Raw genomic sequence first — 22995 nt, forward strand, 5'->3', positions numbered from 1 at the left:
TTCACCATCTTACTTGATCGTTGGGGAGAAAGCAAGGCGTATGGAGTAGCTCCACGGGTCTGTATCGCATTGAAGGAGTCATCTCCTGTCAAGAAGCATGGCTTTACGAAGAAACGTACTTTTAGAACAGTATCTTCGCCATTCTGTGCTCACTGATAAAACCAGCTTTCTCTATGGCTTTCTTTGAAGCATGATTGGCAGCCTCACATGAACAGATAGGCTTCCAGCCAGCTTCATAACAGTGTTTCTTTAATTGAATGAGCATAGAGCTACCCAGACCTCTTCCACGATGCGATTGAGCCACCACCATCCCCAAGTCTGCGTAAGGTGGCTGTTTCTGACTGGGCCTACATTCCCCCGTTGCTATCGGTGTTTGCTGATCCAACAAGACAAACAATTCTTCACAATCGAGACGAGCTCTCAGAAATGCCTCAATCCACTCTCCTGGCCCCTCCGTATTTACTTGATAAAAGCGCACAATATCACTCAACTCGCTCTTTTCAGCCTTTCTGAAAATACCCTTGCTGAGATTGAACGGTTGCTCGACTGGTCTACTATCTCGAAAAAGATAACTGTGAAGTGCAATGCTTCTCTGAATATCAAGGCATAAAGAGAAATACAGGGGTTCTATGGTGCTCGCAATAGCACCTTGGATGCCATAGGCCGAGATAACCCAACAAAAGATCTCCTGCGCCCGGGCCTGGTAGCTTTCCATGAGGTGAAAGCGCAGCAAATCGTTGTTGGAGTCGATACAAAAATATCCCGCCCGTTGCTCTTGGACTTGTACTTCCCAAAAAGTTGCCTGCGTAATAATCGCGCTTTCCCACATTCCATCCATTGGAGCGACGAGGGTATGAAGGTAGTCATCCCTTAGCCGCTGTATTTCATCGGGATGCTTTAGTTGAACACTCGTTATCATTGGAAGAACGAAACGCCTTTCTGTGCCTTAATTCATCTACAATATCTGCGGAGTATCACAATGGAAGTGGGCCAAAAGCTGGAAGAGCGGCATCCGCAGCATCGGTGAGGTTACAGTAGGGATTCAAGCCCCAACCATACCATAAAAACGTATCAGGTGGAACAGGGCGGTCAATAAGATGTAAAACAGCGGCATTCTCGTCCAGGGACACCTTATGCACGAGAGGTAATTCTCTCTCGTTACGATCACGCAAAGAAAAACCTGATGGACGAGCACTCGCATGGAGGCCACCACGGACATAGCGATATGAGACCCGGATACGAGATTGTTCAGCCTCAAACGTCGCTCCTATCAATTGAGGTGATGGCAGGCCGTCAGCCACATCCGCCAGGCGACGTCCAAGCCGTTTCAGTCCTTGAGTACCTATATGGATCGAATCATCCAACTCAAGATCAATCGCTGAAACCATCGCGGTGTGGGACAGGAGGAGAGGCCATGTGCGCTGCGCTTCCCGAATGCCATTCCAATTTTTGGCATCCGCGTCATATGACACAGTACAGCCGAGCTGCACGTAGTAAAACGGCAGATCAGGCTGTTGAAGATCACGACGTAGAGCCTTCAACAGAGCATGCATACGGCGATGATAGCGTTCTATGTTTTCTAAGGAGGATGTCTCGCTCTCACCCTGGTACCAGAGCACGCCTGTCACCTTGCCACCAGCATCCTCAATTCGCTTGAGCAATGCACCATAGAGCGATGCATCCCCCTGCTCGCGTAACTCCGGGTCCCACTGTTCCAGAGAAGTTCCACCATGAGCGGCAGGGATCAGTCCAATCGGCACTCCTGTCCGGATATAGCGCTCTTTCGCGAAGGCTAAGCCCAGGCCCGCTCCTGTTTTGCGCATGGGATCATGGAAAGGCAAGGGATGAGGCACAACGTCAGCGCCCATCAGTTTATGATGGATAATGCGTGGCGACTCGTTCGGCCAGTGGAGTGGTTCTTCGGCCACCGCCCATTCCTCGCGTGATTGTAACGAATGCACAAATGGCGAAGGTTTCTCAACATCAATTAAATTCCCAACCCCTTCCATATTACTCTGTCCCGCGAGCACCCACAGATCCCCTACTAGAATATTCTGCGCATTTCCTACGGTGTAAGGGCCTCCAACGGGTAATACAATCCCCTGTCCATCTTCTTGATCTACACGCGCTTTATTATCGCCATCGCGTTGGAATACCTGATAGCTCTGAATTTTTGTATTTGTCATATTGTCACCACAGCCTCATCAATATGCTCTAGTGCTCTGTCAATCTTCATCCGAAAGGTTTCACGCCGCCTGCGTCGGCAAGGGGAGAGACGCAGAGGGGCATCAGCCCCTCTGCACTCCCCACCTTTCCAATCAACTTTGACAAAGTACTAGTACGCACTTTAGCGAAAGCTCAATGTATAGTTCTTTCCATGTTGCACCACAAGGACAACGCGACCACGCTCACTGCTCCATGGAATCTGTTGACCACTCTGATCTTTTATGGCTACTGGCTGTTGATCTTGAGGAAGGCGTAGCAGGTAGCGCCCATCTTGTTCTGCGCGCAGAACGACGGATATGGCATGCCCATTATTCCACTCCACATCGACTTCAAGACCGCCCCGAGCACGCAAGCCGCGTACATATCCGTCGTTCCACGTATGCGGAAGGGCGGGCAAAATCGCCAGTTCGCCAGCATGACTCTGCACCAGCATCTCGGCAATTGCAGCGGTCGCGCCGAAGTTACCGTCAATCTGGAAGATCACGGGGGGATGCAGATCAAAGAGATTTGGAGCAAGCGAATCTTTGAGCAACTGGATTGCATGCTCATGGGCCGCATTACCTTCACCCAACCGCGCCCAGAACGCGATTACCCAGGCTCGACTCCAACCAGTGGCCCCTCCTCCGTGTTCAAGTCTGCGCTCTAGGGACTTGCGTGCTGCCTGGAAGAGCTCTGGCGTCTTTTCAAAGGTAATTTGCTCGCCAGGATAGAGACCATACAAGTGTGATATATGACGATGACCAGGCTCCACTTCAGCAAAATCCTCGTTCCACTCTTGCAATTGCCCATACCTGCCAATCGCTGGCTGCGGCAAACGGACAAGTGCTTGCGCCAGTTCATGCGCAAATCCCTGATCAATGTCTAATACCTGGCTTGCTGTAATACAATGTGTAAACAGATCGTGAATGATGGCGAGATCCATGGTTGAACCAGCACTGACACCAGCCTGTTCTCTACTGGCAGTCAGAAAGAGATTTTCTGGGGAAGTTGAAGGACAGGTTGTCAAATACCCTTGCTTGTCTTCCACCAGGAAATCGAGCAGAAACTGGGCGGCTTTCTTCATAATCGGATAGGCGCGTTGGGAGAGAAACGAGCGATCGCCCGAAAAGGCATAATGTTCCCAGAGATGCTGGCAAAGCCACGCTCCTCCCATGTTCCAGTTTGCCCACTGCGGATCGCCGCTACAGTTGCCAACTGGGGCGGTATTTCGCCACAGGTCCATGTTGTGATGAGCGACCCAGCCACGGCAACCATAATAAACCTGCGCGGTTCGTTCCCCACTCACGCTGGCCTCTTCCAATAGGTCGAACAGGGGGGAATGACATTCCGCCAGATTGCAGGTTTCAGCAGGCCAGTAATTCATCTGGGTATTAATATTTATGGTCCAGTTACTACTCCAGGCAGGTCGTACTTGATCATTCCAGATTCCCTGCAAATTCGCGGGCTGAGTTCCCGGACGTGAGCTGGCTATAAGCAAATAGCGGCCATACTGAAAAAAGAGGGCCAGCAGCGCATCATCCTTGGCCCCCTTTTGCACCGCGGCTAAACGCTCATCAGTAGGAAGTTTTCCCCCTTCACTGCTGCCCAGATCCAGGGTAACGCGTTGGAACAAATATTGATAATCACTGATGTGCGCTGCACGCAGAACTTCATACCCTTTGCTCATGCCCGCGGCGAGCCTGGTTACACACCGTTGCTCCAGGTCAGGCGCAGGAAGGTCTGGACGAGAGGCGAAACCACGGTAACTGGTAGCCGCAGAAAGGAGTAAGGTCACCGTATGCGCGTTTTCCACTCGCAGTGTGCCGTCTACATCCGCAGAGACCTGCCCTCCCTCAACAATGGCCTGAAGCTGTGTCTCAAAGCGCATACCTTGGCCGTCTTCGCCGTGGTCATAAATAACAGGATCATTTGTAGAAATGTAGCTTGGATCAACGTGCCTGGGGCAACGGCCCGTCATCCTGATCGCATTGGGGCCAGCGGGCGCGCAGGTAAACGGATGTATGCTCTCTAAGTGGACAGTCAAGGAAAGAGCATGAGAGGTATCGCTAGTCAGGCGTATAGCCAGCAGATCATCTACAGCCGAAGAGAATACCTCTCGCGAGAAGAGGATATCACCTGCTTTATACTGTACCGTTGCCAACGCGGTGTTCAGATCCAATGCACGCTGATATGCCTGGACCTCGCCCTGTTGCTCAAACTTCAAACGCAAATATCCAAGCGGCTGATACGATTCATTATAAGGACCTTGCATACGGCGCGCAACCTTCTGAGCAGCCGCATAGTTACGCTCTTCCAGAATTAAGCGCCTGAGTTCAGGCAGATGGGTAACTGCGTCAGGGTTATCCGTATCATATGGCTCGCCAGACCAGAGCGTATCCTCGTTAAGTTGAAACACCTCCTCTCTGATGCCACCATGAATCATCGCCCCCAGGTGTCCATTACCCACCGGAAGTGCCTCTAGCCATTGTGTGGCGGGTTGGCGATACCATAATTTTAGCGGAGGTTTGACTTGTGGAACACGCGCTGCCTGGTGCATGCGTATCGACTCCTTTCAATTGACAACTTGGACAAGGGATGAAGGGTTGTCTGGCGAGCCGCTCGGCTCGCCAGGCAACCCATTTCTCATCAGAAAACATTATACCTCAATACGGTCGATATCAGCCCCATACATTGAGGTAGTGGTTGCGAAGAGGATCGTATTTGTTCCTGCCCGCAAGTCGAGCTGAATCACCATTGAGTGTACAACATTCCAGTTGTTATCGTTGGTGCCATTGGTGTACATGGTGAGCGCCGGGCCGCCATTGGCGCTCACATTTAACGAGCGACCAGAGGAACCGTCAACATAATAGACCGTGACGTTATAGGTACCCGCGTTGGCCACAGTAATGGTATTGAATTGCAGGGAGCTACCCAGCAACAGATTGCCGACCTTCTGACCACCAGAACAGTCCGAGCAACTGGCCACTGATGCTCCTCCACGCAAGGTATTACTGGAGGCTTCCGCTTCATAAGAGGTCGTTTTCACAATGGGGGCGACCACGATACGGTCCACATCGGGAGCATAACCTGTGGGATTATCGATCTTGATGGTATTGTTGCCAGCCTGGAGTTGCACCGGGATCTGCATCGATTGGACGTTCCCCCAGTTGCTATCGCCATGGAAGGCCATCAAGACACTTGAGCCACCGTTGAAGCTGAGATCGGCAGATCGGCAACAACCATCTCCGTCAACGTAATAAATCGTCAGATTGTAGATACCGGCGCTCGTTGCAGTCACATTATTAAACTGGACGAAGCCACCACCACCCAGATAGCCAACCTTCTGACCACCAGAACAGGTCGAGCAACCACTTACAACCGCGCCCCCGCCGATAATACTCGCGGGCGCCTCCGCTTCATAGGAAACGGCATTACCTGTGGGAGGGGGAGGAGCCGAAGTGACAGAATCTGGCTGGACATTGAGGAGGCGAGAGCCATGAGCGGGTAACGCAGCGCTGAAGCTATTTCCAAACTGGCCCAGCTGCTCGTGAGCCCAGACGTTGCGTACATGGGCTTTCCCTACAAAGCCCAGATCGCTCCAGTTCGCGGTGACCGTCTGAGGGGTGTTATCGAGATTGAAGAGCGCGACCGTATAGCTGCCATCCGCGTTTTTAGCATACCAGACCTGCTGGTTGCTTGATAGCGCAACCGGCCTGGCTGGACGGCCAGCCTGATCGATGGCGATGACATCCTTGTTGGTGAGCAGGGAAAGGCCATAGCTATCCAGTTTTGTCAGGTCATCCCCAGTGTAGAGCGGAGCCGCCTCGATAGCCCAGAGGGTCTCATAAGTCTGGCGCTCGTCGTTTGTCAGGCCATCCATGCTCCCGACACCTACATCGAGCGAATCCAGGTTATTCCAACCACCCGGTTTGGCAGCGGAGATCCAGGGTACCACGTCAGTAAAGCGCTGCTTCACCGAGTTATCCCAGGTCACCAGCGTATTGCAGTAACACTCGACATCGGTATCAATGCGCCAGCCATTGGAATTCTGCTGCCAGGTGTTGACAAAATCGTGATCTAGCGACCAGGAGAGGACAAACTGGATCGGTCTCCCTGTCTGAAACAGCGCCTGTGACCAGGCTTGAACATCTGAACGATTGTCCGCAGAACTGGCGCCATTATTGAACGAACCTGGTGTGACCCCATCCAGCTTCATAAAATCGACGCCCCAGCTTGCAAACTGATTGGCAATCGAATTGATATAGGCCTGGGCGCAGGGTTTGCTATAATCGATGGCATAGGCTCCCTGCCAGCCATTGGTCTTTGTCAGCGGTTGGACAGCAATGTCCTGTGTGTGACAGCTCGTGCCATAGATGGGATAGTTGTTGTTGTAGGCAACAAAATCCAGACCCGCACCATAATAGATCCCAAGTTTGAGCCCATAGTGATGGACATAGTCAGCAACAGCCGCGATGCCATCGGGAAAGCGACCTGGGAAAGGCGCCGGACGTCCGAAGGAATCGAAGGTAGGATTCCAGCTATAATCCATCCACCAACCAGCATCAATGTTGATATACTGATATCCACTCCCCTGTAACTTTTGATGGAGGGCATCAGCCTGGGTTTTGACATTCGCTTCGGTTAGCCAACTCGTCCCATATCCACTGGCATTAGTGGATTCCAGGCTCCAACTACTCCAGCCCATATACGGCGTCTGGGCCAAACCATTGGTGACATTGGTTGCAGCATGGGCGACAGGCGTCCTTCCCTGATGCCAGGCTGCAAAGGTCAGTAGACTACCAGATAAGAGCAAAATGGTGAGGGCAAAGAGAAGTCGGGGCATCGTTCTCTGACGTTGAGACATAAAAAATACCTCCTTGTAGCGGCCAATGACAAGAGTCTCGTGCTCTTCCCATACAAGCACAGTGACCGGTTAGTTTAATCAATGATTAAACTAAGTATACTGATAAGCATACTGAGAAAGGGTTCCCTTGTCAAGAAGAAGCCCTTTCTGCTCCTATGGTCGCTTTTATTCCGGGATATTTCGGGACGGAGAAGGCAGGAGTTATTGCAATCCAGAGGATTGAGGGCTTGACACTAGCTTTTTTCGCGGGTATACTCTGCCTAACTTCAATCACTAAAGGAAGTTTTCGGGGTAGAAAAACGATGCAGGGGAAAGCAGTGCCGGCGGATCGCAGGTTGATCCGCGCAATTAATCAGAATAACTTGCTGAATTTGATTCGGCTGAATGCGCCAATCTCGCGCCCCCAGCTGGCTGAACTTTCGGGTCTGAGCCTGGCTACGGTGATCGGTTTGACTGGCGATCTTATCGGACGACATTTTGTGGTGGAGAGTGGCCCGGCGGAATCGACAGGAGGACGCAAGGCGACGTTGCTGGACCTGCACCCCGAAGGAGGGTTTGCTCTTGGTCTGATGGTACGGGGCTTTGAATGCATCGGAGTGGTTGTTAACTTACGCGGCGATGTGATTTTTTCGCTCCATTGGGATACTGTGCTCAGACATCAAGGTGCCCAGGCTCTGGAACACATCGTCAGGATGACGAACGATCTGCTGGCCCAATCGGGGGTCGAGAAAGACCTGGTCATCGGGCTTGGCTGCGCGCTCTCCGGCTATATCGACGCGCAAAATGGCATCTGCATCGATTCCTGGAATCTGGACTGGCACTCTATTGAGCTGGCCGAACCACTTAGTCGGCGTCTGGGGTTTCCTGTGGTAATTGATAACGATGTGAGCTGCATTACGACCTACGAGAGGCTCTTTGGCTGGGGGGCAGCAGCGAGAACTTCTTTACGGTCGTACTGGGGCGCGGCGTGGGCCTGGGGCTGGTGCTGAACGGCGAGGTCTATCACGGCTCGACCGGTGGGGCCGGCGAGTTTGGCCATATGGTAGCCGTTCCCGGTGGCCGGCGCTGCGAATGTGGCAAACGTGGCTGTTTGGAGGAGTATATCTCCTTTCGCGGCATCATCGCCAATTATCTCGAGCACAACTATAAGAAAACGCTTCCTTTCAATACGCCTCTGGACAGCTCCTCGGATCGGGCTGTGCGCTCCGAGGAGCGCGTGATTCATGAATTACTCGAACTGGCTTTGGGAGGCGATGAACTGGCCGCGCAGGCTTTTGAACACAGTGGTGAACTGATGGGCATTGCCCTGGCCAACCTGGTGAATGTCCTGAATCCCGAGAGTATTGTTCTCACGGGCGAGGGAGTTTTTGTCGCACCGGCAATGTTCCAGTCGATGGAAGCCGTACTACGACAGAATCTCTTCTCCCAATTAGGGAAAAATCTGCGCCTGCTGGTTGAGCCGCTAGTTGGCTACGAAAGCTGGGCGCGCGGGGCTGCGGCTCTGGTTCTCCATCGCTTTTTCGTCTTGCCCGCTCACCCCTGAATTCTCTAAAGAAAGGAGTTAGTTTTTTTCGGTATTTGTCTATCACTGTCTCGTGTGTGTCCCGGCACTTGGGAGAGCAGGGATGACCTCAACAAGACGTCAATTCAACCGTTTGACAGTATGACTGCCTAACATTACTACATGGCTGTAGTAATGGGCATATCTCGCTGTCGGGGCTTTTACTGGCAAGGCCATTTACATTGTTAGGTTTATTTGCGATGATGCAGAAAGGTTAAAAGCTTCTTCATGGACACTCAAACAATTCTCGACAAAATCAACCGCCGGCGTTTTTTACAGGCCACCGGCGCAGCGGCGGCGAGTGCCGCTTTTCTGGCTGCCTGTGGTAATACCACTCCGGGTAGTACCGGTGGTAATGGCCAGTTGGTGTTACAGCAGTGGTATCACCAGTATGGTGAAGCGGGCACCGAGGAGGCTGCCAAGCGTTACGCAAAGGAGTACACCCAAACCTCCATCAACCTCGTCTGGAAACCTGGCGATTATTTCACTCCCCTCAATGCATCCTTATTGAGCGGGAATCCTCCTGATACTTTTGAAGGATGGGTTCATGCAGATCAGGTGAATGCCGGATTGCTTGAGCCACTAGATGATATCCTTGCTTCTGCGAAAGACGACTTTTCCGCTTCCAGCCTCATCCCCTACACATACAACGGAAAAGTTTATGCCATTCCAATGATTGTAGATACTGGTTTGCTCTACTATCGCAAAAGTGTCCTTACAAAGGCTGGAGTCAAGCCACCTGAGACTATGGACGAGTTGATCAATGCTGCGAACAAGCTTACGACTGGTAATCAGAAGGGTCTCTTCATTGGAAACGATGGTGGCATTGGCGCATTGCTACAGATCGCTCCCTGGTCTGCTGGTAGCGACTTCCTGACAACGGATAATAAGCTTGTGTTCAATAATGATCGGACTGTGTTGGCTTATCAAAAGGTGCGTGAGCTCTATCAGTCGAAGAGTCTGCTGCTGGGTTATACCACTGACTGGGCGGACCCTGGCGCTTTCATTAGTGGAGCGACTGCTATGCAGTGGGGTGGCTTATGGTCAATGCCGGCTATTATCAAAGGTCTTGGCGATGACTTTGGAGTCGTACCCTGGCCAAAACTTGATGCACAGGGGACACCAGCGACATTTTCTGGCGGTTGGGGTGCGATGGTTGCAGCCAAAGGGAAGCACGTGCAGGAGGCCAAAGCGTTTACAAAATGGCTCTGGATTGATAATACGAAAGATCAGCAGGATTGGAGTCTGAATTACGGCTTCCATCTTCCACCACGGAAGAGCGCTGCCGCTTCCGCCTCAAAACTCAGCAGCGGTCCAGCCGCAGATGCTGTAAGTATCCTCAACCAATATGGCAAGCCCAATCCTCCCGCCTGGGATACGACCATGAGTACAGCACTTACAGATGCCGTCACCAATATCGTCAAAAATGGTGCCGATGCCAAAACTGAGTTGGCTAAAGCAGAAGCAAAGTGCCAGGCCGAGTTACAAACGATTGTAAAGTAGTTTTATCGAGGAGCATGAACAAACCTGGCGGAATGTTTCATGCTCCACTGCAGGCCTATGACCATATCGATACCTGGCAGTGTACTGGACTGAATTTACTGGTTCATACCAACAGGTGCCTTTCAGGAAGGATAGCTGTATGGAGTCCACCAAAGTCATTTCACCTGCTCAACCAGAGGCACCTCTGGACGTGAAACAGAGAGGGAAACGCTCTACGCTACGAAAACGTCTCAAGATTGAGCTCGCCTTCTGGGGTTTTGCGGCCCCTCTCCTAATTGGTCTGGTGGTGTTTGTCTATATCCCTATTCTCTGGAGTATCTTCCTCAGTTTCTTCGATGCCCGCAGCACCATAGCACCGACACAATTTGTTGGCCTGGCCAATTATGCCAGCATACTCAATGATACAGCCTATCAGCAGGCTCTGGTCACGATCACGCTCTTCGCGCTTTTCATTATACCGACCACTTTTGCGCTTTCTCTTGGACTTGCGCTCATGGTCAACAGTATTCGTTTTGCCCAACCATTCTTCCGTTCCGTGTTCTTTCTTCCAACGGCCTGTTCTTATGTCGTGGCCTCGCTCATCTGGAAGCTCGATATCTTCAATGGTCTCCCTACGGGGTTTGCCAACACCATTTTGACCTCCTTGCATATGGATCCTATTAACACCTGGATTTCCAGCCCAAATCCCCCGTACTACTGGATTGTACTGGTCTCGCTCCGTCTCTGGATACAGGTTGGCGTCTATATGTTGCTTTTTATTGCAGGATTGCAAACCATTCCGCAAGAATTGTATGAAGCCGCGACGGTCGATGGTGCCAGGCGTGGTTGGACCACTTTCCGCTATATAACCTTTCCTTTGCTACGCAATACTTCGGTTGCCATTCTGATTCTGAACTTGATCGCAGCCTATCAAGCGTTCGATGAGTTCTATAACATTATGGGGAGTACGGCGTCCAGTGGCAATGCGTCTCTGGGACGACCGCCGCTCCTCTATATCTTCCAGGTCGCTCTAGGTTCGCAAGATTATGGTCGTGGGAGCGCAGGTGCAATCATTCTCGCAATCATTATTATTGTGTTTACTGTTGTGCAGGCAAAAGTGTTTGGCTTTGGCAAAGTACAGTCGTGAAGAAAGGGAATAGCTTATGTCGTTAACTATTTCGAGGCAAAAACCCGATAAGCGTTCCGTCAGGGCTGCCAGGTCAATAAGATCTATTGTGAGCGTTGTGCTACGCTATGCGCTGCTCATTTTTCTGGCAGGGCTTTTTCTGGTTCCTTTTTATTTAATTCTACGCAATAGTCTGGCAACCGAACAGGATATTCGCCTTGGTGTCCTCTTTCCCAATGTCCTCCACTTTGAGAATATTCAAGAGCTGTTTAGTGATAGCTCTACGTCGATCCTTGTTGGTTTGCAAAATTCTGCGTTGATGGCTGTCCTGGGTACGATCGGGCAGGTACTTGTCACGTCGCTGGCGGCTTATGCGATGGCGCGTATTCCTTCTCGCTGGTCCACTGTTGTGTTTGGCGCGGTTCTGGGTACGATGATGATTCCAGGTGCGGTCACGTTTCTGCCAACATATATTGTGGTTTCATATATTGGTTGGATCGGGACGTTACAGGGCTTGATTATTCCTAGTCTGTTTAGCGGCTTTACGACTTTTCTGTTTCGCCAGTTCTTCTTGAGTTTTCCACGGGAACTTGAGGAGGCAGGGCATGTCGATGGGCTTGGCTATTGGGGCATCTATTGGCGTATCGTTGTTCCGAACTCGCTTCCCATTTTCGCGGCTCTCGGTATTACGGGGCTGATTGCCAATTGGAATTCTTTTCTCTGGCCTCTTGTGAATGCGCAGAATAGTGATTCGGGTCAAACGGTGCAGGTGGTCATCTCTACGTTCGAGACATCTCAGACGATTATTCTGCATGAGCTATTTATGGCGGCGGCCATCGGCATCCTCCCCCTGATACTTCTCTTTCTCTTCTTTCAGCGTTACATCGTCCAGGGCTATACACAAAGCGGCTTGAAAGGATAACAAAGGTGAGTCTTTCTGCAAGCCCGTCCCCTTGAAGGGGACGGGTGCTTGACCAGTGCCTCAAAACAGGCGCTAAATCAAGCCACCTGAGAAGACCCCGCATGTGTACGTGGGGAATCGTCACGATCGATAAGGTTTAATCTCAAAGGTAGCCAACCTCTGGTTATCCTGGTAAATCTGCGTCATACCCATTATCTTTACCTGGTGAGTGGCTGTATCTAGTTGACCTGCGTAAGCGATATTGGTCCGCGTTACGATATCATTCAGAAGTGCAAGAGACGAAGGCTGAGCCAGTTGGGCATTGTTCATATGCACCAGTTGAATGGCATCCAGCCGTACTTGCACTAACTCTAATTTTACGTTACTGAGGCCCGTATTGATTTGTAGTGCTAGTGAACGTTGATACTGAGTAGAACCGGGTGAGGAAAGCACACCATTGAGATGAAGCGCGATATGATACAGATAGCTGGGATGACCTTGACTTCCGGAATTAAGGTTAAGCAAACCAACCTGGGCATCCAGGGGATTGGCATAGAGAGGGGTACCCGCTGGCACATCTTGCTTAACATATGAAGCTCCGTCAAGGTAATCAAGAATGGATACGATACGCTGGTGCATCGCGTCAAAATTCTTTGCCTTCCAATCGTTCTGCGCCCCTTTAGACCACTGAGCAACCTCGTATATATTTCGGTTGGCCCAGATATCCAACCCTCCAGACAAATGGAGCGACATAAGGTCAGGGTCATCCGCCAGCAGGTGACGGACATGACTAAGCAAACTATACTGCTGACCGGCAGGCACCATTTGAGGAATCTCTGCATAATAGCGCCAGGCATTAAGATCAGGAGAAGGGATATCCGGTGTGATGGTGGAACTTTCTTCAGTAATGAGAAAACGGCTGGTCATCGCAAGCAAATCCGAGATATCACTATTGCCTGGATAGATATAATGAACAGTTCCATCCTTCACTATAAGTTGTCCCAGGAGGATAGGCGCCCCTTCAGGCTGATTTTTATCAGGCAGTAACCAGGCATAATAGCTCTTCCCATTTTGAGGGGCCGGAATGGATTTGAGATCTAGTTCTAATTTACTGTTGTTTCCCCTGGCCGTATCCTGGTCCATATTTACGCTACTGAGAAAGAAAGCCTGCCCAACAGTGCTATTTGTGCTGGTGGTCGTGGTGGCCTTATGCGGCGTTTGCAGGAGAAAGAACACGCCTGACCCCGCCACAATCAAGATACTAATGAATAGGGCCGCGATCACTATACGCATCTTCTGGCGCTTTTGCGCTCCTGGTGCATGTGACGGTAGGGGGGCTACCGGTGGCATCTTTGAAGGAGATGAGGATGCGGACCTTACCGGTATTGCAACCGTCTGCCCCTCCCTGGCATCGCTTTGAGCAGCTGCTTCGGATTGCGCATCATCATCAGGCACTTGTTGGCCTGGTTTGGAGAGAAGAGTTGCTCCGGAGTCAAGAATATCAGCAGCCGCTATTTTGTCACTGGTTGCGACTCCTGCCAATGGCGGTTCAGAATCTGGCAAATTCAGGGGGCCGCCAGTGTCCTCCACCCTTTCTGCTGAGAGCAGATCGACTTTCGCTGCATCGTCATCAACAACCGCATTCATCTTTTGCTGACCCAGCATAGCCGCAGGAGGCGAAGTAATTACCGTCGCGGCTTCTTGATCAACTGGTTGTGCATCATTCGTTGATCTTTGCGCCTGAGGTGTCGAGGCCAGTGCCAGCCGCACAGCTTCTGGCACTGGGAGATCGAGTGCCTCCGCCACTGCGGTGGTCATAGCAGCAGCGCTGGAGAAACGATCCTGCGGATCTCTGGCGATGCTTTTGAGGAGAACTTCTGACAACGCAGAGGAGAGGCCGGGATTAATGCTGCGTGGATCAGTGGGCTCTTCGAGAACGTGCTGGAGCATAATATGGCTCGAACTCCCACCAGAAAAAGGTGGCTGCGAGGTAAACAATTCATAGAGAACAATGCCCAGAGAATAAAGGTCAGTGCGGTTGCTTATCAATCCATTCTGCACCTGCTCAGGAGAAATATAGAGGGGAGTGCCAAACACCATTCCGGCTATTGTTCGGGAAGGAGCATCCATCACCTTGGCCAGGCCAAAATCTGAGAGAATCGGCTCTCCCATTGGATTATGCGTCCGATTCTTTTGGTCAAGCAAAATATTCGCCGGTTTAATATCACGGTGGATTGTGCCTTGCCGATGTGCATAATCTAAAGCCAGGCTAATAGGGGTAAAGAGCTGAATAATATCGTTAGCAGAAGGAAAATTCTTCTGCTGGGACGTAGTACGGATATAATGAGCCAGGGTCTGGCCCTGGATATACTCCATAACCATATAGGCTGGTGTATCTTCAGTCTCAGTTGACTCCGAAATATGAAAGTCATAGATTTGTACAATGTTTGGGTGACGCAGGGCTGCAACCATCTGCGCTTCCTGAGTAAAACGAGAGATAAAATCCGGATCTGCATGTAAATTTGCATGCAGTAATTTTATAGCGACATAGCGATGCAATTGAGTATCAAGAGCTTTCCATACCTCTGCCATCCCACCACTTCCCAAAAGCTCTTGCAATTCATATTTCCCAATGCGTCGGGGAATATGGCTCATGAACTGAATCTCCTTTATGCTTTTTCATATCGCTTAGCTCAATTTCACCATCATATACATTGATGCATTTACATATTAACATGAAATAGAGAAAAAGATTACTATGTGTTGTGCTCTTGTTGCCCTCGCCTTTCCTCCAGTTGGCGTTGCAGAAAGACCAGCTTATCAGGATTCAAAAGATGACTCGCCTAAACGATTACACTAGTAACAGTGAGAATGAGGCCCTATAGCAGAGTTCATGGAGACTAACAAGGTTTTATGGCACGTCACCAGGTCGCGATCAAACGCATTTATGAGACACCCGAAAAAGATGACGGCACGCGCGTTTTAGTTGAGCGTCTCTGGCCTCGCGGTTTCACGAAAGAGCGCGCTCATATTGATCTCTGGCTCAAGGAGATCGCGCCCAGCAACGATCTTCGCCACTGGTTCAATCACGAGCCAGCCAAATTTGACGAGTTCCGACACCGTTACGAAGAGGAGTTAAAGACGCCAGAGGGACAGGCCACCCTCAAACGCCTCAACGACATGGCATTGCAGGGGCCGCTAACGCTCGTGTATTCCGCGCATGATAGCGAGCACAACAACGCTGTTGTGCTACGCGACCTGCTCAACCACTAGACCAAAAGACTTGAAAAAATTAAAATTCTTCGCTTTCCTCTTCTCGTTCCGCAGTTGTGCCGCGCTCGCCCTGCCCGTTGCCCCACTCTGCTTGCTCGATTGAGGCCAGTCCACGCAGGACGAGCGAGCGGGTGAGGGACTGAGCCAGCGAGGAGTCTCGCTCTTCGTAAGCCTGGATCAGGCGAGCGTGATCTTTGAGTGAGCGTTCCATGCGCCCTGGATAGGACAGCGTGTGATGGCGCAGGTGAAGCGTGCGCAGGCCAAGGGAACTGAGCATCTGTTGCAGATAGAGGTTACCGCAGATTTCGGCTTCGGTGGCGCGAAACGAGAGGTTGCTCCAGAAATACGCGTCCAGGTCATTGTTTTTGACCGCTTCTTCTAAGCGCACCTGGTGCTCCCAGAGTGCGTGAATCGCTTCGTCTGAGGCCTGGGTGACGATGAGATTCGCGACCAGGATGTAGAGATGCGCTCGCACCTGGTAGATTTCGCGCACTTCGCGTAGGCTGATGGGCGTCACATAGGGCCGCCGGCGCGGCGGAATCGTTACCAGGCCCTCTTTTTCCAGGAGCATCAAGGCCTCGCGCACCGGTGTACGGCTGGTCTTAAATTGCCTGGAAAGCGCGACCGAGTTCAGGTCGTCACCTGGCCGCAGGCGCCCATCAATGATGGCGAGGCCGACCCACTCAGCGATTGAGCCAACCAGCGAATCGAGGTTTGCCGAACGTTCCAGTGCGTTGGCGAAGATGCTGTGCATTGAGACTTCCACGACTATCCCCCTCTTTGTGTATTCTCTGAGAGAGAATTATATACTATTCTGCCCGGCTTTTATAAGTGTCTACACTTTTCCTCAAAATCGGGTTGACTAGTGCTATTTTAGCATGTTATTATTGATTTGCGAAACAAAGTGTCGACTCTTCTTCGGGTGACAATAAGTAGCAAAAATAAAAAGTCTCAGGAAGAGTTGGCTATAGCAAGAAGACGGCGCTTAACAGGAGGAAACTTATGCTTGCTTTGCGTGCCCATTTACCTGGCACTGATCTGGAATATTATCCACTCTCAGCTCTCCAGGATCAGGGGCTGGGAGATCCAAGTCGTCTGCCAATGACGGTGAAAATCTTGTTGGAAATGCAGTTGCGTGATGAACACGCGACACATGAGACCATCAGAGGCCTTGCGCAATGGACAGGAGAGCCGCCCTCGGAGAAGTTTGAAGTTCCTTTCAGGCCCGCTCGCGTGCTTTTACATGATTATACTGGCATACCGGCAGTGGTCGACCTGGCCGCAATGCGCACAGCTATGGCGCGAGCTGGCAAAGATCCACGCCGCGTCAATCCGTTTGTGCCGGCCCATTTAGTGATTGATCATAGCGTTCAGGTCAGCCAGTCTGGCTCTCAACGAGCATATCAGGCCAATAGCGAGCGCGAATATGAGCAGAACGGTGAGCGCTTTGCCCTCCTGCGCTGGGCCCAGCAAACCTTTGACAATTTTGCGCTGGTACCTCCTGGCATGGGTATCTGCCACCAGATTAACCTGGAACACTTGAGTCGCTGTGTTCAGGTCCAGTCGATAGGCGGACGGCAGGTTGTCATTCCTGATACCCTGGTTGGCACAGATTCCCATACGCCAATGGTCAATGGGCTCGGCGTCCTGGGCTGGGGAGTTGGTGGTATTGAAGCGGAGGCATGTATGCTGGGGCAGCCGATGTATCTACCGTTCCCGGTTGTTATCGGGGTACGTTTCTCCAACGCGCTGCCGCCTGGCACGACTGCCACCGACCTGGTGCTGACACTCACCCAGTTGCTGCGCAAGCATGGTGTTGTCAATACCTTCGTTGAGTTTTGCGGGGATGGACTCTCCAGTCTGAGTGTCGCGGACCGGGCCACGCTCGCCAATATGTGCCCGGAGTATGGCGCGACCGCCGCCTTTTTCCCGGTTGATGCGCAAACGTTACGTTATTTGGAGACCAGCAATCGCGAGATCGAGCTTATTCAACTAGTTGAGCGCTATTGCAAAGAGCAGGGGCTCTTCCGCGTCGATGGCGCGCCACTGCCCATCTTCAGTGAACTGCTCGAACTCGATCTCGCGACGATCGAGCCGAGCCTGGCGGGGCCAAAGCGCCCTGAGGGTCGTGTGCCGCTCTCCGGAGTGCGGGAAAATTTCTCCGCCGCTTTCCCTTCAAAGGAGCAAGAGGTGCGCCCTGCTGACCTGGTTTCCGCCGTGCCCACGCCAGTCAACTCGGACGAACAGTTGAGTGATGGCTCGGTAGTTATTGCGGCTCTGACCAGTTGCACAAACACCTCAAATCCCTCTGTAATGATCGCCGCGGGCCTGCTGGCAAAACGTGCTGTCGAGGTCGGTTTGCGCGTTCCTGCTCACGTTAAGACAAGCCTGGCTCCTGGTTCGCGTGTTGTCACCGAGTATCTGCACGAGGCCGGGCTGCTGAGCTATCTGGAAGCGCTCGGCTTCTATCTCGTCGGCTATGGCTGCACCACCTGCATCGGTAACTCTGGTCCGCTGGTCACCCCGGCGATAGAGGAGCAGGTTCAGCGCGAGCAACTCAATGTGGCCGCGGTGCTTTCGGGCAATCGCAATTTTGAGGCGCGAATCCACCCGTTAGTGAAAGCTGCCTATCTGGCCTCACCTCCACTGGTTGTCGCCTACGCCCTGGCTGGAACGGTGCGCAAGGATCTGACGAGTGAGCCGTTGGGCCACACAGACGCGGGCCAGCCAATTTTCCTCAGCGATCTCTGGCCCTCTTCTGAAGAGGTGGCGCATATTGTGCAGACTTCGCTGCGCAAAGATCAGTTCGCGCAAGAATATGGCCGGATCTACCAGGGGGATGAGCAATGGCAGCAGGTACAGGCGCCTGCTGGCTCAACGTATGCCTGGGAGCCTGCCTCAACCTATGTCCAGGAACCGCCCTTTTTCGCGGATCTCACACCTGAGCCGTCTCCATTGCGTGATATCGAGGACGCACGCGTCCTGGTCGCTCTCGGCAATGCCGTCACGACCGATCATATTACTCCCGCCGGAAGCATTGCCGCCGAGAGCCCGGCTGGCTATTTTTTACTTGAGCATGGTGTGCGCAAACCAGACTTTAACACCTATGGGACGCGGCGAGGCAACTATGAGATCGTGATGCGCAGCACCTGGGCGAATATTCGCCTACGTAACGAACTGGCTTCCGGCAAAGAGGGCAGTTGGACTACTCATCAGCCGAGCGGGGAGTTGATGACGATCTTTGATGCCGCCATGCGCTATCGGAAAGAGGGTGTACCACTGATCGCTCTGGCTGGCAAGGAGTACGGAAACGGCTCTTCGCGCGATACCGCCGCGAAGGGACCATCTTTACTGGGGGTCAAAGCGGTCATTGCGGAGAGCTACGAGCGCATCCATCGCTCAAATCTGGTGAGCATGGGAATTCTGCCTTTGCAATATCAGCCGGGCGAGAACCGCCAGTCGCTGGGACTAACAGGGCAGGAAGAGTTTACGATTCGGGGCATCGCAGATGGTCTGGTACCGGGTCGGTTGCTCGAAGTAGAGGCCAGGGACGGTGAGCGCCTGCAACGCTTTCCTGTGCTGGCTCGCGTGGACAACGCAGCCGAAATTGAGTACCTGCGCCATGGCGGTGTGCTCCACATGATCTTGCGCCAGTTGCTCGCGCAGGACTAAGTTATAAGAAACATTGCTGCTGTCCAGCAATGAGAAGAAATGCATGCCTGGGTTTCCTGAGTAACTCGTGGTCACTCTCGCTTCCGACTGAACAATATGTTCAGTCGGAAGCAACAACGCGTGTGCCATTTCAAGCACATAGCCCATCCAAGCATTACGATATCATAAGATGATATTGGTCCTCTTCGACCATTAACGCACTCAGTTTTGCCGCAGTGTCTTCCTGAGCCAGTGGAGTATAGATAATCATCTGTAAGTCAGGCTGTTCAGGCATGGGGAAAACTGTGGGATGCAAGGCAAGACGGCCAACGAGCGGATGATTAATTTCGTAGAGGCTGCCACAGTCCAACACAATCTCATGCTCAGGCCACCAGGCGCGAAACTCTGGACTGGCTTGCTGCAACTCCGCAATCAACTCGCTCAACCATTGATCATCAGGGTATTGGTCATACCTGGCATGCAAGGCGGCGAGGCAGCGCCACGCCTCCCTTTCCCAATGAACCTCAAAAATTCGTGACGATGGATACATGAAATGAAACCAGGGGGCATTGCGCTCTCGGTCAGTTCGGCTGGGATAATCCCCAAAGACCCGATTGGCACTTTCATTCCATCCGACGACATTTAAACGTGGATCGAAGAGCCTGGCCGGGTACTTGAAGCCATCAATAATGTTTTGTACGGTAGCATTGGGCACATACTTTTGATCCTCCTGGTCACCCACGAATGGGCCTGGACCTTGCGCCAGGAGAAACAAATGGCGGCGCTCCTCCTCATTAAGTTGCAAAATGGATGCGAGACGTTCCAGCACCTGATCGGAAACCTGAATATTCCGACCTTGCTCAAGCCAGGTATACCAGGAAACACCCACGCCAACCAGTTGAGCAAGCTCTTCTCGTCTGAGGCCAGGCGTTCGTCTCCTCTGAAATGCTGGAAAATCAAACTGTTCTGGATGCAGACGAGCACGACGGCTTTGTAAAAAATCGGCCAGTCCCGCACGGCTCTTGATTCTTTCTCTCATAGGTTCCTCATGACCTCCCTGCACGTTCTCCGGAGGCTATGTCTTTCTAGACATATGATACAACACACTCCTGGTTAATGCAGAGGAATCGTTCCATACTATCACCAGACAGACAAAGTGATTGTTCTGACACGCGCTACAAACGGTGTCTGCGTCTCAGATGCGCCACGACTTCAGGCCAGGAATGATCCTGATACCTGTCTGGTGTGCCGTTTTCGCTGATAGAATAACGCGATTATGTGAACACGTTGAAATTGGATGAAAAGAAAGAAGAAAGAAATGAAACTGGTACGATATTACACCTCTGGAGCACCAGAAGTCTTACAGGTCGAGGAAGTGGCTATTCCTCAGCCTGAGGCTGGCCAGGTCCTGGTCAAAGTCGAAGCCATTGATGTTGGGTATGTTGATACGCAGATACGTAGCGAGAACTCACCGTGGGGAACACCCACGTTCCCGGTGGCACCAGGCGACTATGTGTACGGCACGGTGGCCCAGGTGGGGCCAGAGGTAGGCGAGGTTCAGGTGGGAGAGCGTATCCTCGGTTTTGCTCCAGTGGGAGCCTATGCCGAATACGCGCTGGTGCCTCTCTCGCTCCGATTTCAGCCCTTGCCAGAGGCTTCGCTCTCGCCAGAAGAGTTGGTGGCCCTCCCCGTTGCGGGCGATACGGCGTATCATCTACTGGCGACCTCGGCGCAGTTGCGCCCTGGTGAACGGGTGCTGATTCACGCAGCTGCCGGAGGCATTGGACATTTTGCGGTGCAATTGGCACGCGCAATGGGGGCAGGACAGATCATCGCCACCGCCAGTTCCGCGACTAAACTCGACATGGCGCAGACCCTGGGAGCTGACACGCTGATCAACTACACCGAGCCGGGGTGGACCGAGCAGGTTATGCAGGCAACCGGAGGGAAGGGCGTTGATGTCATCCTTGATGTAGTGGGCGGTCAGATCCTGGTTGAAAGCCTTCCACTCCTAGCTCCATTTGGTCGTCTCATTGTCTCCGGTGCAGCTAGTGGGCACATTCCCGCCTTGCCATCGGAGAGCGTCTCCCAGCTCATGATGGGGCTGAAACGGATCGAAGGTTTTTCGTCCTTCACCCTCATGCAGCAGCATCCTGATCTCATTGCACAGGGGAGGCAGGCCTTTAGACGCTACGTCGAGCAAGGAAACGTTCGCCCACGCATCATGCGCACCTTCGCGCTTGAAGAAGTTGCGGAAGCGCACCGCTTGCTGGAGTCGCGGGCCTCGTATGGCAAAATCGTGCTTCGTCTCTAAACTCAGGAGCGTTCAGTCGCGTGGCTCCAAAAGCGCCGGGGAAAAAGATGGGAACCTATAGAGACAGAAGGGAACGCCTCTGGATACTCCTGCCTTGAGGCATGGAGTATCCAGAGGCGAAGGTCTGATGTATAATCGCATGAGGTCATTGACGCCTATATGATGAGTGAGTAGAACATGTACCCGGCATCATTTTTTCGTGGGTAGAAAAGGAGACAAGGAGTGGAGCAGGTTCCTTTAGGAGGCGACAGACACGGCACTGTTTTCGATGTTCCGCCTGAACATATTGTGCAGTCGAGCAGCGGAAAGGGCTGGAATGGGCTTGATATTGCGGAGGTCATCCACCCGCTCGATGATTTTGCCTTGCCTGCTCTTCCTCGCCATATCCTCATCATCAATCTCAGTGCGCCTTCTACTATTCAAGAACGGCTCGCTGGGCGTCAAGGACAACTTGGAACCGGCAACCTGGTCATTTTGCCTGCGGGAGCGCCGACCAACTGGCACCTGGAGCGCGAGGGAGAGGTACGTCACCTGCATCTGTATCTCTCACCCACCTTCATCCAGGAGATCGCCACCTCGGCAGACATTTATCCTGATACGGTTGAGTTCGTTGGTGCCCTCGGCATTTTCGATCCGCAGATCGAGTCCATCGCGCTCTCGCTGTTCTCGGAGCTTCGCTCGGATGGTCTGGGTGGGAAGCTCTATGTGGAGTCATTAGCGAACATCCTGGGCATCCACCTGCTCAGACAACACTCGTCGGTGAAGCAACCCTCCCTCTCAAGATCTGTTGGTCTAGACAAGGTGACGCTCAGACGCGTCAGCATGTACATCGAAGACCATCTCGCCGAGGGTCTCTCGCTTTCAGAAATCGCGGCGGTCGCGTCTCTTAGCCCCTACCACTTCACACGTCTCTTCAAAGCGTCAACCGGCTTTTCTCCTCATCAGTACGTCATCCAGCGTCGAATTGAGCGAGCCAAACTGTTACTCTCCACAACGAACTGGTCCCTCACCACCGTTGCGCACGCGGTAGGATTTGCGAATGAAAGCCACCTGGCACTGCACTTCAAGCGTCTCACTGGAATCATCCCCAGTTCCTATCGTTAACCGCGCAAGAATATGTTGTGCTGGCTTTTGTTCTGCTCACGCGGAAGCTGGTACCAGATCGCATTGCATGCTGCGAGCAGTCGCTCATCGAGCGGGAGATCATAAACAAGAAGCGGTGCCCTGGAGTTACCCAGAGCACCGCCTCCTGTTATCCCTCACATTTCAGCGAGGGAGTGGAGCTGATGTTCTCCACTCACCTGGAGCACTTACAGCGACCGGCGTCGTCGTAGACCTCGCCGCAAGAGCCGCACTTGCCGTTGTTCTGCAAGATGACCTCCTTGGGTCGAAAACGGTTTTTTTTCCTTCGAAGCAGTACTAACAGTAGCTACTAACTTCGAAAGTCTATGAGTGAGCCGGAAAACACCATCAGCTCAGGGAAACCAACTACGACAAGCAATCTCTGTGAGAGATGCAAGTTGTGAGTTGGTCAAAAAGCACCTTGTAACACATCTCGGTGCGAGCGTAAGCCCAGCGAACAAGCGAGATGGAGAAGGTACTACATGCTTTAATTTAT

Annotated in this window: 14 protein-coding genes and 1 pseudogene; 8 read left to right on the plus strand and 7 right to left on the minus strand. The window is 52.3% G+C overall.

Going from position 1 to position 22995, the window contains the following annotated elements; all coding sequences use genetic code 11:
• Positions 1-121 precede the first annotated feature (121 nt).
• From JMJ04_RS24090 to JMJ04_RS24105, 4 genes are all read right to left on the minus strand, one after another.
• Positions 122-919, minus strand: a complete 798-nt coding sequence (locus JMJ04_RS24090; RefSeq protein ID WP_201372970.1) for a GNAT family N-acetyltransferase — start codon at positions 917-919, stop codon at positions 122-124.
• A 55-nt stretch (positions 920-974) separates the two neighbouring features.
• On the minus strand, positions 975-2186 hold the full coding sequence (locus tag JMJ04_RS24095; RefSeq protein ID WP_201372971.1) for a sialate O-acetylesterase: 1212 nt from the start codon (positions 2184-2186) through the stop codon (positions 975-977).
• 161 nt (positions 2187-2347) lie between these two features.
• Positions 2348-4762, minus strand: a complete 2415-nt coding sequence (locus JMJ04_RS24100; RefSeq protein WP_201372972.1) for a glycoside hydrolase family 95 protein — start codon at positions 4760-4762, stop codon at positions 2348-2350.
• Between the two features lie 99 nt (positions 4763-4861).
• A complete protein-coding gene (locus tag JMJ04_RS24105; RefSeq protein ID WP_201372973.1) occupies positions 4862-7069 on the minus strand; it encodes an alpha-galactosidase D in 2208 nt (735 codons plus the stop codon).
• Positions 7070-7761: 692 nt separating this feature from the next.
• Here JMJ04_RS24105 and JMJ04_RS24115 point away from each other — a divergent pair.
• From JMJ04_RS24115 to JMJ04_RS24130, 4 genes and pseudogenes are all read left to right on the plus strand, one after another.
• A pseudogene (locus JMJ04_RS24115) lies at positions 7762-8612 on the plus strand (ROK family protein).
• Positions 8613-8858: 246 nt separating this feature from the next.
• Complete coding sequence (locus tag JMJ04_RS24120; protein WP_201372976.1) at positions 8859-10133, plus strand: ABC transporter substrate-binding protein; 1275 nt, start codon at positions 8859-8861, stop codon at positions 10131-10133.
• Between the two features lie 139 nt (positions 10134-10272).
• Complete coding sequence (locus tag JMJ04_RS24125; protein WP_201372977.1) at positions 10273-11259, plus strand: carbohydrate ABC transporter permease; 987 nt, start codon at positions 10273-10275, stop codon at positions 11257-11259.
• Between the two features lie 16 nt (positions 11260-11275).
• Positions 11276-12160: a carbohydrate ABC transporter permease gene (locus JMJ04_RS24130; RefSeq protein WP_201372978.1), complete on the plus strand. Its 885-nt coding sequence runs from the start codon at positions 11276-11278 to the stop codon at positions 12158-12160.
• Between the two features lie 120 nt (positions 12161-12280).
• Here JMJ04_RS24130 and JMJ04_RS24135 read toward each other — a convergent pair whose 3' ends face one another.
• Positions 12281-14794 carry a serine/threonine protein kinase gene (locus JMJ04_RS24135; RefSeq protein WP_201372979.1) on the minus strand — a complete coding sequence of 838 codons (2514 nt, stop codon included), beginning with the start codon at positions 14792-14794 and terminating at the stop codon, positions 12281-12283.
• Positions 14795-15052: 258 nt separating this feature from the next.
• Between JMJ04_RS24135 and JMJ04_RS24140 the strand changes: the two genes are divergently transcribed.
• Positions 15053-15412, plus strand: a complete 360-nt coding sequence (locus tag JMJ04_RS24140; protein WP_201372980.1) for a DUF488 domain-containing protein — start codon at positions 15053-15055, stop codon at positions 15410-15412.
• Between the two features lie 19 nt (positions 15413-15431).
• Here the strand turns inward: JMJ04_RS24140 and JMJ04_RS24145 are convergent, their stop codons facing one another.
• A complete protein-coding gene (locus tag JMJ04_RS24145) occupies positions 15432-16178 on the minus strand; it encodes a GntR family transcriptional regulator (protein WP_236038365.1) in 747 nt (248 codons plus the stop codon).
• Between the two features lie 236 nt (positions 16179-16414).
• On the opposite strand from JMJ04_RS24145, the gene acnA reads away from it, so the two are divergent.
• Positions 16415-19084, plus strand: a complete 2670-nt coding sequence (gene acnA / locus JMJ04_RS24150; RefSeq protein WP_201372981.1) for an aconitate hydratase AcnA — start codon at positions 16415-16417, stop codon at positions 19082-19084.
• A gap of 154 nt (positions 19085-19238) precedes the next feature.
• Here the strand turns inward: acnA and JMJ04_RS24155 are convergent, their stop codons facing one another.
• Complete coding sequence (locus JMJ04_RS24155) at positions 19239-20102, minus strand: helix-turn-helix transcriptional regulator (RefSeq protein ID WP_201372982.1); 864 nt, start codon at positions 20100-20102, stop codon at positions 19239-19241.
• A gap of 279 nt (positions 20103-20381) precedes the next feature.
• Here JMJ04_RS24155 and JMJ04_RS24160 point away from each other — a divergent pair, with 279 nt between their 5' ends.
• Together JMJ04_RS24160 and JMJ04_RS24165 are read left to right on the plus strand one after the other, a co-directional pair.
• Positions 20382-21377: a quinone oxidoreductase family protein gene (locus tag JMJ04_RS24160; RefSeq protein WP_201372983.1), complete on the plus strand. Its 996-nt coding sequence runs from the start codon at positions 20382-20384 to the stop codon at positions 21375-21377.
• 222 nt (positions 21378-21599) lie between these two features.
• Positions 21600-22481, plus strand: coding sequence for an AraC family transcriptional regulator (locus JMJ04_RS24165; protein ID WP_201372984.1), 882 nt, complete (start codon positions 21600-21602; stop codon positions 22479-22481).
• Positions 22482-22995 lie beyond the last annotated feature (514 nt).

The sequence above is a fragment of the Ktedonobacter robiniae genome, from assembly GCF_016587375.1.
Taxonomy (GTDB): domain Bacteria; phylum Chloroflexota; class Ktedonobacteria; order Ktedonobacterales; family Ktedonobacteraceae; genus Ktedonobacter; species Ktedonobacter robiniae.

Coding starts and splice junctions, on each gene's coding strand:
- JMJ04_RS24090 (WP_201372970.1), bottom strand. CDS start 919: ATGATAACGAGTGTTCAACTAAAGCATCCCGATGAAATACAGCGGCTA.
- JMJ04_RS24095 (WP_201372971.1), bottom strand. CDS start 2,186: ATGACAAATACAAAAATTCAGAGCTATCAGGTATTCCAACGCGATGGC.
- JMJ04_RS24100 (WP_201372972.1), bottom strand. CDS start 4,762: ATGCACCAGGCAGCGCGTGTTCCACAAGTCAAACCTCCGCTAAAATTA.
- JMJ04_RS24105 (WP_201372973.1), bottom strand. CDS start 7,069: ATGTCTCAACGTCAGAGAACGATGCCCCGACTTCTCTTTGCCCTCACC.
- JMJ04_RS24120 (WP_201372976.1), top strand. CDS start 8,859: ATGGACACTCAAACAATTCTCGACAAAATCAACCGCCGGCGTTTTTTA.
- JMJ04_RS24125 (WP_201372977.1), top strand. CDS start 10,273: ATGGAGTCCACCAAAGTCATTTCACCTGCTCAACCAGAGGCACCTCTG.
- JMJ04_RS24130 (WP_201372978.1), top strand. CDS start 11,276: ATGTCGTTAACTATTTCGAGGCAAAAACCCGATAAGCGTTCCGTCAGG.
- JMJ04_RS24135 (WP_201372979.1), bottom strand. CDS start 14,794: ATGAGCCATATTCCCCGACGCATTGGGAAATATGAATTGCAAGAGCTT.
- JMJ04_RS24140 (WP_201372980.1), top strand. CDS start 15,053: ATGGCACGTCACCAGGTCGCGATCAAACGCATTTATGAGACACCCGAA.
- acnA (WP_201372981.1), top strand. CDS start 16,415: ATGCTTGCTTTGCGTGCCCATTTACCTGGCACTGATCTGGAATATTAT.
- JMJ04_RS24155 (WP_201372982.1), bottom strand. CDS start 20,102: ATGAGAGAAAGAATCAAGAGCCGTGCGGGACTGGCCGATTTTTTACAA.
- JMJ04_RS24160 (WP_201372983.1), top strand. CDS start 20,382: ATGAAACTGGTACGATATTACACCTCTGGAGCACCAGAAGTCTTACAG.